11 protein-coding genes are annotated in these 12,669 nt (G+C 71.3%); 3 read left to right on the top strand and 8 right to left on the bottom strand.

Going from position 1 to position 12,669, the window contains the following annotated elements:
• Positions 1 to 42: 42 nt before the first annotated feature.
• The 6 genes from ACN27G_RS31045 to ACN27G_RS31020 all read right to left on the bottom strand — a co-directional run bounded on the left by ACN27G_RS31045 (position 43) and on the right by ACN27G_RS31020 (position 6,316).
• A complete protein-coding gene (locus tag ACN27G_RS31045; protein ID WP_421496228.1) occupies positions 43 to 555 on the bottom strand; it encodes a hypothetical protein in 513 nt (170 codons plus the stop codon).
• Between the two features lie 124 nt (positions 556 to 679).
• Positions 680 to 1,522, bottom strand: a complete 843-nt coding sequence (locus ACN27G_RS31040; protein WP_421496227.1) for a methyltransferase domain-containing protein — start codon at positions 1,520 to 1,522, stop codon at positions 680 to 682.
• Between the two features lie 188 nt (positions 1,523 to 1,710).
• Positions 1,711 to 2,919 (bottom strand): hypothetical protein, encoded by a 1,209-nt coding sequence (locus tag ACN27G_RS31035; protein WP_421496226.1) that lies wholly within the window; start codon positions 2,917 to 2,919, stop codon positions 1,711 to 1,713.
• Positions 2,916 to 3,440 (bottom strand): SigE family RNA polymerase sigma factor, encoded by a 525-nt coding sequence (locus tag ACN27G_RS31030; RefSeq protein WP_421496225.1) that lies wholly within the window; start codon positions 3,438 to 3,440, stop codon positions 2,916 to 2,918. The genes ACN27G_RS31035 and ACN27G_RS31030 overlap by 4 nt, the downstream gene beginning before the upstream one ends.
• Before the next feature lie 78 nt (positions 3,441 to 3,518).
• Positions 3,519 to 5,711 carry an MMPL family transporter gene (locus tag ACN27G_RS31025; RefSeq protein ID WP_421496224.1) on the bottom strand — a complete coding sequence of 731 codons (2,193 nt, stop codon included), beginning with the start codon at positions 5,709 to 5,711 and terminating at the stop codon, positions 3,519 to 3,521.
• Between the two features lie 65 nt (positions 5,712 to 5,776).
• On the bottom strand, positions 5,777 to 6,316 hold the full coding sequence (locus tag ACN27G_RS31020; protein WP_421496223.1) for a TetR/AcrR family transcriptional regulator: 540 nt from the start codon (positions 6,314 to 6,316) through the stop codon (positions 5,777 to 5,779).
• 252 nt (positions 6,317 to 6,568) lie between these two features.
• On the opposite strand from ACN27G_RS31020, the gene ACN27G_RS31015 reads away from it, so the two are divergent.
• Complete coding sequence (locus tag ACN27G_RS31015) at positions 6,569 to 7,072, top strand: methylated-DNA--[protein]-cysteine S-methyltransferase (RefSeq protein WP_421496222.1); 504 nt, start codon at positions 6,569 to 6,571, stop codon at positions 7,070 to 7,072.
• Between the two features lie 64 nt (positions 7,073 to 7,136).
• Here the strand turns inward: ACN27G_RS31015 and ACN27G_RS31010 are convergent, their stop codons facing one another.
• Both ACN27G_RS31010 and ACN27G_RS31005 read right to left on the bottom strand, forming a co-directional pair.
• Entirely contained in the window at positions 7,137 to 8,216 is a 1,080-nt protein-coding gene (locus ACN27G_RS31010) for an inositol-3-phosphate synthase (RefSeq protein WP_421497525.1), read from the bottom strand.
• Positions 8,217 to 8,251: 35 nt separating this feature from the next.
• Complete coding sequence (locus tag ACN27G_RS31005; RefSeq protein ID WP_421496221.1) at positions 8,252 to 8,884, bottom strand: PadR family transcriptional regulator; 633 nt, start codon at positions 8,882 to 8,884, stop codon at positions 8,252 to 8,254.
• A 200-nt stretch (positions 8,885 to 9,084) separates the two neighbouring features.
• Between ACN27G_RS31005 and ACN27G_RS31000 the strand changes: the two genes are divergently transcribed.
• The gene (locus ACN27G_RS31000; protein ID WP_421496220.1) at positions 9,085 to 9,546 is read left to right on the top strand and encodes a DUF5318 domain-containing protein; all 462 of its coding nucleotides are present in this window, start codon (positions 9,085 to 9,087) and stop codon (positions 9,544 to 9,546) included.
• A gap of 200 nt (positions 9,547 to 9,746) precedes the next feature.
• Positions 9,747 to 12,659 carry a transglycosylase domain-containing protein gene (locus tag ACN27G_RS30995; protein WP_421496219.1) on the top strand — a complete coding sequence of 971 codons (2,913 nt, stop codon included), beginning with the start codon at positions 9,747 to 9,749 and terminating at the stop codon, positions 12,657 to 12,659.
• The last annotated feature ends 10 nt before the right edge of the window (positions 12,660 to 12,669 follow it).

The raw sequence follows: 12,669 nt of genomic DNA, 5'->3' as shown, positions 1-12,669 counted from the left end.
GTCGGTCCCGGTCGTCAGCTCCGGTCGGGACGCTGGTCTCGGTCAGTAGGCCTCGACCAGGACGCTGGTCTCGGTCAGGGCCTCGACCACGAAGATCTGTGCGCCGAGTGCGATCGGCCGTTCGGATCTGGCGTTGAGCTTCACCGGATGGCCACCCACCCGGACCCGCACCTCGCCGTAGCCGGCCTCCGGGATCGGGGTGACGACCACCCCGAGTGCCCCGACCAGGTCGTTGCGGGTCGGGGTGGCATCGGTCCGCATGTTGCGGGCCGCCCGGGAGATCCGGGCCGCGAGCCAGCCGGCCGGCACCGCCGCCAGCGCGCCCAGGCCGCCCGCGGCCGCGACCTGGGCCGGACTGTGCCCGCCGAGCGCCTCGTTGGCGACGGCTCCGGCAAAGCCGAGTACGCCGGCGAAACCCGCGATCGCCTCCAGGCTGATCGGGCCCTCGATGTCCGGGTTGCCGAGGTGGACCAACTCGGTGCCGAGCAGGGCGAGCGCCAGCACCGCGACACCGGCGCCGCCGATGATGAGGAAGATCAGAGTCCCCGCTGCCACGACTGTAAGGTAACCGGCCCGGGCAACCCGACCGGTGGCCGCGCCGTCCGACGACGAGGATGCCGGCGCTGACGTCCGGCGTCGGCACCCTGACCGTGATGCCCGGCCGGGCGGCGGCGTCCGCCTAGCGTGCCGGTGCGGGGGGATCGGTGCGGGGCTTGACCGCCCGGGTCGCGAAGTAGCCGGGCAGCCAGCCGGCGGTCGCGTCCGAGTGGTGTGGCGCCTCGGCGAAGCCGACCACGACGAACCCGGCGGCGAGCTGCCCACCGATCTGCTCCGCCAGCGTGTGGCTGTACTCCAGCGGCACGTCCGCACCCCGCATGCGCCCGCGTTCATCCGCCGGGATGTGTGTGAGGTCGCTGTAGGGCAGCCGGTGCCGCACCACCAGTTCGCCCCGCCGCTCCAACGCCTCGTGGTCGAAGAGGTAGACGTCGGGGTTGACGAAACCGCAGAGCAGCGCGCCGCCCGGGCGCAACACCCGGAAGCACTCCCGCCACACCGGGGCGAGTTCGGGGACGAACAGGTTCGAGACCGGATTGAAGACCAGGTCGAAGGAGGAGTCGGCGAAGGCGGAGAGGTCGCGCATGTCGCCGAGGACCGTCCGCAGTTCCAGACCGTCGCGCCGGGCGACCATCTCGTCCTGTTGGAGCTGCCGGGGTGAGTTGTCGAAGACCGTGACCCGGGCACCGGCGGCGGCCAGGGTCGGCCCCTGCTGACCGCCGCCCGATGCCAGGCAGAGCGTCCGCACCCCCGCCAGCTCGGCCGGGAACCAGCTCCGGTCCACCGGTTCGTAGCCGATCAGTACGACGGACCAGTCACCGGTCCGCGCCCGGGCGATCGTCTCCGCCGAGACCGGACGCGACCATTCGTTGCCCATCTCGACCTGCCGGTCCCAGGCCGTCCGGTTGTGCAGTACCGGGTCGATGTGCGGCGCGGGATCGGTGCGGGGCGCGGGATCGAGGTCCATCCCACCACGCTAGCGGCCGGTGCGGTCCGGCCGCAGCATCCGGACGCCGGCCGGTGGGCGGCGGATCGGGGCCAGGTTCACCGCACCCACCACGGCCGGACGTCCGTGCGACACTAGCCGCTCGCGGTCCGTGACGGACGGCAGAACCTGCTCCGCGGGCATTGTGCGTACCGGATCGTTACCGATCCTCAGCTGGCCGCGACGACGATCTCGTCGTCGCCGGTCAGGCCGGCGGGCAGCTCGGCCCGCTCGATCTCGGTGCCCTTCGTGTCGACGAGTATCGCGGTGAGCCGGCCGGGGCGGACCCTGTCGTCCAGGTAGAGCAGCCGGTCGCGGCCGATCCAGCTGACCTGGGCGGTCGGCATCTCCCGTAGCACCTTTCCCGTCTCCACATGGACGAGTCGGGCGGGTGGATCCGTGCCGAACCGCGTGGGCGCACCCCCGCCGGCCTGGGCCGTCCGCGCCAGGCCCTGCGGGGTCGGCGCCTCGCCCGGAAGCCCTGGCTTGCCGCCCGATACCACCACCAGCGAGCCGTCCAGCGACCAGGCCGACACTCCGGCGACCTCACCCTCGACGCCCAGGGTCCGGGTCGGGATGCCGTTGTCGGCCATGAAAACCTGCGGCCCGTTCCGCGTGCGCCCGAGCGACCCCGGCGGGCTGGTCCCCGGAGCGACGCCGCCCAGAGCCACCTCCTTGCCGTTCGGGAGCCAGGTGAAGCGACAGGCGGTGCCGCAGGCCAGGGGGAACGCCTTCACCCGGTGCCGCTGGAGGGTCCCACCGTCCGGGGGGAGCAGCCCGATCGAATATGTCCCGGTCTTCTTGTCGAAAAGGGTGACCAGGAGTCGTCTGCCGTCCGACGACCACTCGGTGGCCAGCACCGTGTTGCCGGTGGGATACCAGCGCACGTCGCCGGTCCGGATCCGGTAGAGCCCGACCTCGGCCGGGCGACCACTGTGCCGTACCGCCGCGAACATGCCGCGCGGCGCCACCTGGACCCCGGTGTACTCGGCCGGGATGCTGACGAAGCGGCGGCGGGCGGGGTCGTACACCCAGGTCGGCTCGTCCCGCACCGACGAACGGACGCTGAGCACCAGGGCGCCGCCCGGCAGTGCCACGGGCCCGTCCCGCCAGCCCTCCGACCGGTTCGGCGAGGCGGTCGCCGTGGGCACCGAGCCGATCGGGAGGGGCGGTGGTGCCGGGTCGGGCCGCAGCCAGACGTACGGTGCCGCGATGGCACCGACCGCGACGGCGGCCGCTGCCGCCGCAACCGCCTGCCGCCGCCGCCGCATCCGCCGCCCCTGCATCAGAGCGGTGGCCGCGAGGTCCGGCGACTGCTGCGGGTTGCCGGCCAACTCGTGTACGGCCTCCCGCAGCAGCCGCTCCGCGTGCTCGCTCATCTGACCGCCTCCACCCGCTCCGTCAACTCCGCGAACTCCGGCACGAGTTCCCGGAGTTTGCTCAGTGCCCGGGAGGCCTGGCTGGCCACGGTCCCCGGCCGGCAACCGAGTGCGGCGGCGGTCTGCTCGACGGTCTGGTCCTCCAGATAGCGCAGTACGAGTACCGCCCGCTGCCGGGGTGGCAGCATCTGCAGCGCGTCCCGCAGCATCAGGCGTACCGCCGTGTCGTGGTCGTGCTCCGCGCCGGCACCGACCGGCTCCGGCACCTCGGCGTGCGGCACCTCGGCCCGCCGGCCACGCCGCCGCCAGGCCGACACCTGGTCGTGGTAGAGAATCTGCCGGACGTACGGCTCCGCGTCGCCCCGGATCCGGGGCCACCTGGCGTACGCCTTCGCCAACGCGTTCTGCAACAGGTCCTCGGCGGCGTGGCGGTTACCGGTGAGCGCCTGGGCGGCGCGCAGCAGTACGTCGCCCCGCTCCTGGACGAATGCGGTGAACTCTCGCTCGGACGCCCGGCCCACGACACACCTCCCGCTGCTACGACGCCGGGGACCGGGAAAAGTTTGCCTCGTCCGGATGACGGCTCAGACGCCTGCGGCTCAGACCCCTGCGGGGACGCGTTCCGGTTCGGGGTCCGCCAGGTGCCGGCGCAGCCGCTCGCCCTCGATGTCGACGTTCGGCAGCAGCCTCGACAGCCAGCCCGGCAGCCACCAGGCGCTCCGGCCGAGCAGCGAGATCACCGCCGGCACGATCGTCATCCGCACCACGAAGGCGTCGATCGCCACCCCGATCGCCAGGGCGAAGCCCATCGACTTGATCACCGGGTCGTCGAGCAGGACGAAACCGGCGAAGACCGAGGTCATGATCAGCGCGGCGGCGGTCACCACCCGGGCGCCGTGCCCCATCCCGTTGACGGTGGCCTGGGTGGGGGTGTCGCCGTGCACGAAGTCCTCCCGCATCCGGGAGACCAGGAAGACCTCGTAGTCCATCGCCAGCCCGAAGAGGATGCCGATCAGCAGGATCGGCAGGAAGCTGACCAGCGGCCCCGGGGTGTCCAGCCCGACCAGGTCACTGAGGTGCCCCTGCTGGAAGACCAGCACGGTGAGCCCGAAGGTGGCGCCGACGGTGAGCAGGAAGCCGAGCGCCGCCTTGAGCGGCACCAGCAGCGACCGGAAGACCAGCATCAGCAGCAGCACCGAGAGGCCCACCACGAGCAGCAGGTACCACGGCATCGCGCCGGCGAGTTTCGCCGAGACGTCGATCCCGACCGCCGTCTGGCCGGTCAGCGCGACCTCGGTGCCGTCGGTGCCGTCGATCGGCTCGACCCTGTCCCGGATCCGCTGCACCAGCGTCTCGGTGGCCGGATCGGTCGGGCCGGTCGTCGGGATCACCGCCAGCAGCATGGTGAGCCCGTCCCGGCTCGGGTTCGGCGGGCTGACCGCGAGCAGGTTCTCGGTGCCCTGGAGGGCGGCGGTGACCTCCTGGGCGACCGTGGCGGTCCGCTGGGCCGAGTCGCTGGAGACCACCAGCGCGAGGCGGTTGTTGAAACCGGGCCCGAAGCCCTCGGTGATCAGGTCGGCGGCTTCGCGCTCCGGCGTACCGTGCGGCGCGGTGCCGTGGTCCGGCAGCGCGACCCGCATGTCCGCGGCGGGCAGCGCCAGCGCGCCGAGGCCGAGGACCGCGACCAGGATCAGCGGGATCCGCAGCCGGATGACCAGGCGGGCCCAGCGGAACCCGAAGCCCTCGGTGCTGGCCGCCGACGCCACGGCCGGCCCGCCCCGGCGCAGCCGGCGCGGCAGGATCCGCCGCCCGGCGAAGCCGAGCAGCGCGGGCAGCAGCGTCAACGCCACGAGTACGGCGACCGCCACGGTCCCGGCCGCGGCCAGACCCATGATCGTCAGGAACGGGATGTCGACCACGGCCAGTCCGGCCAGCGCGATGATCACGGTGACCCCGGCGAAGAGCACCGCCGAGCCGGCCGTGCCGATCGCCCGGCCCGCCGCCTCCTCGGGTGCCAACTCCTCCAGCAGGTTCTGCCGGTAGCGGGAGGTGATGAAGAGCGAGTAGTCGATCCCGACCGCGAGGCCGAGCATCAGGGCGAGCACGGGTGCGGTACTGGTCAGCTCGACCGTACTGCTCAGCGCGTACAGCCCGGCCATGCCGGCGGCGACCCCGATCAGCGCGTTGAGCATGGTCATCCCGGCCGCGACCAGCGAGCCCAGCGTCACCACCAGCACCACCAGTGCGACCAGGACGCCGATGCCCTCGGTGGAGCCGATCTCGGGCACGCTGGACATCACCTCGCCACCGTGTTCGACCCGCAGGCCGGCCGCCGTCGCCGCCGAGCCGCTCTCCTCGTACGCCTCGCGCTGTTCGTCGGTGACCTCGTCCGCCTGCTCGGCGAACTGGACCTGGACCAGCGCGTACCGGCCGTCCCGGGAGACCGCCCCGGTGGTGAAGGGGTCGAGCGCGCCGACCGTGCCGGGCAGCGCACCGGCCTCGCGTACCAGCTCGGCGACTGCCGCCTGGTGCTGTGGTGTGCCGAGCTGCTGGCCCTCGGGCGCGGCGACCACGATGGTGCCGGTCGCGCCGCTCGCCTCCGGGAACTCCTGCTTCAGCGCGTCGATCGCCCGCTGTGACTCCGTGCCGGGGATGGTGAAGTTCGTCGACGTCGGGCCCATGAACGCCACCGCCGCCCCGCCGAGCGCGGCCAGCAGGACGAGCCAGAGGACCACCACGAGCCGGCGGCGCCGGAACGAGGCCCGGCCTAGTCGGTAGAGGAGTGTCGCCATGTCCGTCGCTTCCTTGGTCGTCGTAATCCGTGCCCCGGCGGGACAGGGGTGGTGGTGGTCCGTGCTCAGGTGTCGGGGCGGAGCGCGCGGCGGGCCACCCGGACCAGCGCCGCGCGGAGTTCGGCCGCGTCGTCGTCGGGACAGTCGATGACGACCGCCGATATCCCGGCGAGCAGGACCCGGGCGGCGATCTCGTCCGCCGGGTCTGCCGACCGGCCGGCAAAGGCGGCGACCAGCCGGGCGGTCGCCGGTTGCAGGTCGGCGAAGGCGGGATGGTCGAGCAGGTACGGCAGGTCGTGGTAGATGAGCGCGACCTCCCGCCGGTACGCCACCACCAGGTCGACGAAGCCGTCGATGGCGGCCTCCCGGGCGGCGTCGGCGTCGAGCGCACCGAGCCGGGCGTCGAGCTGGGCGAGATCCTGGGCGGCGGGTGCGACCAGGGCGAGGAGGATGGCCTCCTTGCTGTCGAAGTGGTAGAGCAGGGTCGCCTTCGAGCAGCCGACCTCGACCGCGATGTCGTGCAGGGACGTGCCCTTGAAGCCGGCGTGCGCGAACTGCCCGGCCGCCACCGCCAGGATCTCGTCACGGGTCCTGCCGCGTGCCATCCCGCTCACCTCCGTGCCCCAGCCTGCCTGACCGATCGGTCAGGAACTAACCGATCGGTCAGAATGTGAGCCGGTTAACTGAACATCCCTCACTCCGCCCCGGGCCGGTTTCGGTGATCGGGGAGCGTTCTACCCGTGGGAGCGAGCAGGATGCTCCCCGATCACGGGCGCGGCCGTGCGGAGGCCGGGTGCGGGTGCGTCGTCGGGGCTGCCGGGGCGGCCGCCCCGGTCGGTGGGGTGGAGAATGGGTGGATGCGCTGGAGTCTGCTCGACTCCCCGATCGGGGAGCTCTCCGTCGCGGTCGACGGTGTCGGCGTCTGCGGCGTGCGCTTCGGGCCGGTGGAGGATGCGATGCCGGTCACCGCGCCGTCCCGGGCGGCCGATCCGGAGGCGGCCGGGCTGGCGGCGGCGGTCGGGCAACTGCTGGCGTATTTTGCCGGCGAGCTGACCGAGTTCGGCGTGCCGCTCTCGGTACGCCGGGGCTCGACGTTCGAGCGCGCGGTCTGGACCGAGATGTCGAAGATCCCGTACGGCGAGACGCGCACCTACGGCGAGGTGGCGACGATCCTGGGCGACCCGGGAGCGGCCCGGGCGGTCGGGGTGGCCTGCAACCGCAACCCGATCCCGGTGATCGTGCCCTGTCACCGGATCGTCGGGGCCGGCGGCAAACTCGTCGGGTTCGGTGGCGGTCTGCCCCGGAAACGGAAGCTGCTGGAGTTGGAGGCGCGGGTCGCCTTCCAACTCGCCTGGGGCTGATCCCCGGGCAGACGGCAGCGGGACCGCACCAGACCGGTCGGCCCCGCTGCCCGTAGCACCGGGTTCAGCGCTCGATGGTGCCCGCGATGAAGTCCTCGACGGCCTGGTGGGCGTCGTGGTCGGCGTACTGCTCCGGCGGCGACTTCATGAAGTAGCTCGACGCGGAGAGGATCGGTCCGCCGATGCCCCGGTCGAGGGCGATCTTCGCCGCCCGGACCGCGTCGATGATGACGCCGGCCGAGTTGGGGGAGTCCCAGACCTCGAGCTTCAGCTCGGCGTTGAGCGGTACGTCGCCGAAGGAACGCCCCTCCAGCCGGATGTACGCCCACTTGCGGTCGTCCAGCCACGGCACGTGGTCCGACGGCCCGATGTGCACGTCGCCCTTGTTGATCTCGTGCGGGATCTGGGAGGTGACCGACTGGGTCTTGGAGATCTTCTTGGAGACCAGGCGGCTGCGCTCCAGCATGTTCATGAAGTCCATGTTGCCGCCGAAGTTGAGCTGGTAGGTGCGGAGCAGCTCGACTCCCCGGTCCTCGAAGAGCTTCGCCAGCGCCCGGTGCACGATGGTCGCGCCGACCTGGCTCTTGATGTCGTCGCCGACGATCGGCAGCCCGGCGTCGGTGAACTTCTGCGCCCACTCCGGGTCGGAGGCGATGAAGACCGGCAGCGCGTTGACGAAGGCGCAGCCCGCCTCGATCGCGGCGGAGGCGTAGAACTTGGCGGCCTCCTCGGAGCCGACCGGCAGGTAGCAGACCACCACGTCGACCCGTGCCTCACGGAGCGCCGCGACGACGTCGGCCGCCTGGCGGTCGGACTCCTCGACGATCTCCCGGTAGTACTGGCCCAGCCCGTCCAGGGTCGGACCGCGCTGCACGAGCACGCCGGTCGGCGCCACGTCACAGAGCTTGATGGTGTTGTTCTCGCTGGCGACGATCGCCTCCGCGAGGTCCATGCCCACCTTTTTGGCATCGACGTCGAACGCCGCGACGAACTCCACGTCCGAGACGTGGTAGTCGCCGAAGGTGACGTGCATGAGACCCGGGACGCGGTCACCCGGGTCGGCGTTGCGGTAGTACTCGACGCCCTGGACCAGGGACGAGGCGCAGTTACCCACACCGACGATGGCGACGCGGACGGAGCCCATCGCGTTTGCCTCCTTTGTGTTCATCACGGCCGCTCCTACTCGTTCCTGGACTTCCCAGGCGGAGGCGGGATCTTCTCTTCTGACGGACCCGGGGCGGTGCCCGGGGTGGACCCATCCGGGGTCCGGCCGGAGCGCTCGTTGGCGATGAGCTCCTCCAGCCAGCGGACCTCGCGCTCGCAGGCGTCGAGGCCGTGACGCTGAAGTTCGAGCGTGTACGCGTCGAGCCGTTCGGCCGCCCGGCTCAACACGTCGCGCAGGCCCTCACGACGCTCCTCCACCCTGCGGCGCCGGCCCTCGAGGATCCGGAGCCGGGTCGCCCGGTCGGTACGCGCGAAGAACGCGAAGTGCACACCGAACCCGGTGTCCTCGTAACTCTCTGGACCGGTCTGGGCGATCAGTTCGGCGAACCGTTCCTTGCCCTCCGCGGTGATTTTGTAGACGACCCGCCCTCGACGGCTGGTCAGCGCGGGTATCTCCTCCGCGCCGGCCGGTGTCTCGGCCGCCTCGGTGATCCAGCCGGCGGCCTGCAACCGACGCAGGGTCGGATAGAGCGAGCCGTAGCTGATCGCCGCCCGGATCGCCCCGAGCTTGGCGGCGAGTTCCTTGCGGAGCTCGTAGCCGTGCATCGGGGACTCCTGCAGGAGGCCGAGAATGGCGAGCTCAAGCATGCGCGCCCCTTCCCTGTCTCCCGCCCGGACCTCCCGAGGCTGCCCGCCGTTGGGAGCCCGTTCACCGGCTCGATGTATCGGGCCGATACATCGCACGGTAGACCCTCCGGAGCAACCGTGCAAACCCCTCAACGGAGAGGGTTGATCACAGTGCGTAAGGGCGGTCGCCTCGTCCGGCCGGACCCAGTACTCTTCTGCCCATGCGTTCGCAGCGCCAGGTCGTCGACTACTCGCTACAGAAGCGAGCGCTGCTGCGTGAGGTGCATTCGGGTCGGGTCGGGACGTACGAGGTCTGCGACGCCTCGCCGTACCTCAAGAACGCTGCCCGGTTCCATGGCGAGCCGACCGAGACGCTCTGTCCGGTCTGCCGGCGCGAAAATCTGACCCACGTCAACTACATTTACGGCGATGAGCTCAAGCAGTCCGCCGGCCAGGCGCGCACCCGAGCGGAGCTGTCGGTGCTGGCGATGACCCTGCGTGAGTTCCAGGTCTACGTGGTGGAGGTGTGCCGCGGCTGCGACTGGAACCATCTCGTCGAGCAGTTCCTGCTCGGCCGGGACGGCGTCTCCGGTGACGACGGCCTCGGTGTCGACACCGGGTCCGCCGCCGCCGCGGCCGCGGCGGGCCCAGCGGTCAGACGAAGGCGCGAGGCGCGCCGGTGACCGCGACTCGTCCCCCGGCCCACGGGAGCTTCCCCCGCCGACGGGACGAGTTCTTCTCAGCAAACCGGATAAGTCCGGTTTTTTCCGATATCGCGCCATCTGGACTTCGGCAGGGTCGACGTCCGGCGGGGCGTGTTCCAGCTCACGGCAACCCGGTGGTGGCGCGAGTGGCCATCACCGCGACCGGCAGGGTGTGACAAATGAACTCGTACGGCGATCCTAGTTCCGCGCGCGGTCGGGCCCAGTACCCGGGCGCGGACGGCGACCACGGAGCAGCGGACGATCCATACCAGCGCCCGTCCCGGGACGACCCGGGAGCCGCCCGCCGCTCCTCCGACGGTGACCGGAGCGGCTGGCCCGCCAACAGCGGCCGGGCCGGCGGGGCATCGGGCCGGGCCGGGGCCAGCGGTCGGGCCTCGGCCGGCCGGGCCACACCGCCGGGTCGGGCCTCCGTGGACGGTGGCTGGGCCGCGCCCGTCTCGCCCGCCTCCGGGTCGGCCTCGGTCGGATCCGCCGCCGGCCCGGGCCGGGCCCGCGTCGGTGGCCGGGCCGGGGTGGGCAGCGCGTCGGTCCCCGACGCACCGGGCTCGGGCGGCGGCTACGGCGCCGGACGGGCCTCCAGCGGACGGGCCAGCGTCGGCAGCGCCTCGGTGAGCGGAAGCGCCTCGGTCAGTGGCGGCGGTGCGAACGGCGCCGCCGGCCGGGCGCGGGTCGGCCGGGCGGTCGTACCCGTCTCGCCGGCCGGCCCCGGTGGGCCGGACGATCCGGACGGACCGGCTGGTCGGCGGGGCCGTCGCGGTGCCCTCGACCCGGCGGCCGCGAAGCGGGCCAAGAAGCGCAAGCGGATGAACCTGCTGATCGCCGGCTTCGCCGTGCTGATCATGCTCACCGGCGGTGGGGTGGTGGCCGGGACATGGTATTCGACAAGCGTCCCGATGCCGGACCAGCTCCCGCTGCCGCTCGCGACCACCATCTACGCCGCAAACAAGAAGGATCCCATCGCCAAGCTCGGCGAAGAAAACCGGCAGATCGTCACGATCAAGCAGATCCCGGTGGAGGTGCAGCGGGCCGTCGCCTCGGCCGAGGACCGCAACTTCTACAGCCACGACGGTGTGGACTACGTCGGCATCGCCCGGGCCGCCTGGAACAACTTCACCGGCGGCAGCAAGCAGGGTGCCTCCACCATCACCCAGCAGTACGCCCGCAACGCGTACGAGAACCTCCAGGATGACAGCTACCAGCGCAAGGTCAAGGAGGCGATCCTCGCCTCGAAGCTGAACGACGAGTTCAGCAAGGACGAGATCATGCAGCACTACCTCAACACGATCTACTTCGGCCGGGGTGCGTACGGCATCGAGATCGCGGCGCAGACCTACTTCGGCAAGCCCTCGGCGAAGCTCAGCGTCGCCGAGGGCGCGGTGCTGGCCGCGGTGATCAAGCAGCCGCAGGCAGACAAGGTCACCGGGCACAAGGGCTACGACCCGGCGGAGAATCCCGAGGACGCGAAGGCGCGTTGGGGCTACGTCCTCGACGGCATGGTCGAGAAGGGCTGGCTGGCGGCGGAGGAGCGGGCCAAGCTCACCTACCCCAAGGTGCTGGCGCGCAAGAGCGCCAACGAGGCATTCGGGGTGAAGACCCCGGCCGGCAACGTGGTCAACTACGTCAAGCTGGAGATGGCCGAACGCGGCCTCTGCACCCTCGGCCCGGCCGCGAACGGGAAGTCCAACTGCTCGGACGCGCTCCGGGACGAGGGTTACAAGATCATCACCACCATCGACTGGGACATGCAGAAGGCGGCCGAGGCCGCGGCCCAGCGCAAGAAGGGCTCAGAGGTCTACGACCAGCCCAAGAACCTGATGGCCGCGCTGGTCGCCGTCGACCCGAAGAACGGTGAGGTACGCGCCTACTACGGCGGCGACAGCGGCGCGGACTACGACTACGCCGGCCTGAACACCGACTCGGCCGGCACCATCAGCGGCGGTCACCCGCCGGGATCGAGCTTCAAGGTCTACACCCTGGCCGCCGGGATCGCCGAGGACGTCTCGATCGAGTCGATCTGGGACGCCCGGCCGTTCACGGTGAAGGACACCGAGATCAAGGTGCAGAACGCGGGCCGCGACGTGCGGAAGACCTGCGACCAGTCCTGCACCCTGAAGGAATCAACCATCAAGTCGTACAACGTGCCCTTCTACCACCTCACCGAGAAGATCGGCGCGGAGAAGGTCCTGGCGATGGCCCGGCAGGCCGGCGTCCGGACGATGTGGGAGACCAAGGACATCCCGCCGAAGTGGCACGACCTGACCAAGGAGAAGCCGGAGGATCTGGCCCCGGACCCGTTCTTCAACGTGGTGGCGTACGGGCAGTACCCGATCACGGTGCTCGACCACGCCAACGGGCTGGCCACGCTCGCCAACGGCGGCGTCTACAACAAGGCCCACTTCGTCAAGACCATCGAGCAGCAGGACCCGGACACCGGCCAGTGGAAGAAGATCGGTGGCGCGAAGCTCGACCCCAAGCAGCGGATCGCGAAGGACGTCGCCGACCAGGTCACCTCGGTGCTGAAGAACATCCCGAAGGTGAGCAACGGAAACCTGCAGGGCAGGGAAGAGGCCGGCAAGACCGGCACCTGGGAATACGACAAGACCGAGTTCAACGCGCACGCCTGGATGGTCGGCTACACCCCGCAGTTGGCCACCGCGGTCTGGGTCGGCAGCAAGGACAGCAAGAAGCCCGAGATCAAGGACAAGAACGGCAAGAACATCGGCGGCAGCGGGCTGCCGGCCGACATCTGGCAGCGCTTCATGAGTGACGCCCTCAAGGGCAAGCCGGCGCTTCCCCTGCCGGACGCCCGGGAGATGGGCGACAAGGAGGCGGGCAACGGCAAGAAGAAGGTGGAGCCGCCGCCTCCGCCGCCCGGTGGTGGCAACGGCGGCCCCGGCGGTGACAACCCCTTCTGCCAGGGCCCGAACCCGAACCCGCTGCTCTGCCCCGGCGCCGGTAACCCCGGTGGTGGCAATCCCGGTGGCGGTAATCCCGGCGGGGGCAACCCCGACATCCCGCCGGGTGAGGACGATGGCGGCGGTGGTGGCAACGGCCGGGGCGGTGGCGGCTAGCCGTCGGGCG

Source organism: Plantactinospora sp. WMMB334, assembly GCF_049179095.1.
GTDB lineage: Bacteria > Actinomycetota > Actinomycetes > Mycobacteriales > Micromonosporaceae > Plantactinospora.
Note: the sequence above shows the minus strand (reverse complement) of the source record. Positions and strands in the feature narration are given on the sequence as shown.

Excerpts from the sequence above, each read along its gene's own strand:
- ACN27G_RS31015 (WP_421496222.1), top strand. The coding sequence starts at position 6,569 with ATGCGCTGGAGTCTGCTCGACTCCCCGATCGGGGAGCTCTCCGTCGCG.
- ACN27G_RS31040 (WP_421496227.1), bottom strand. The coding sequence starts at position 1,522 with ATGGACCTCGATCCCGCGCCCCGCACCGATCCCGCGCCGCACATCGAC.
- ACN27G_RS31010 (WP_421497525.1), bottom strand. The coding sequence starts at position 8,216 with ATGGGCTCCGTCCGCGTCGCCATCGTCGGTGTGGGTAACTGCGCCTCG.
- ACN27G_RS31035 (WP_421496226.1), bottom strand. The coding sequence starts at position 2,919 with ATGAGCGAGCACGCGGAGCGGCTGCTGCGGGAGGCCGTACACGAGTTG.
- ACN27G_RS31020 (WP_421496223.1), bottom strand. The coding sequence starts at position 6,316 with ATGGCACGCGGCAGGACCCGTGACGAGATCCTGGCGGTGGCGGCCGGG.
- ACN27G_RS31025 (WP_421496224.1), bottom strand. The coding sequence starts at position 5,711 with ATGGCGACACTCCTCTACCGACTAGGCCGGGCCTCGTTCCGGCGCCGC.
- ACN27G_RS31000 (WP_421496220.1), top strand. The coding sequence starts at position 9,085 with ATGCGTTCGCAGCGCCAGGTCGTCGACTACTCGCTACAGAAGCGAGCG.
- ACN27G_RS30995 (WP_421496219.1), top strand. The coding sequence starts at position 9,747 with ATGAACTCGTACGGCGATCCTAGTTCCGCGCGCGGTCGGGCCCAGTAC.
- ACN27G_RS31005 (WP_421496221.1), bottom strand. The coding sequence starts at position 8,884 with ATGCTTGAGCTCGCCATTCTCGGCCTCCTGCAGGAGTCCCCGATGCAC.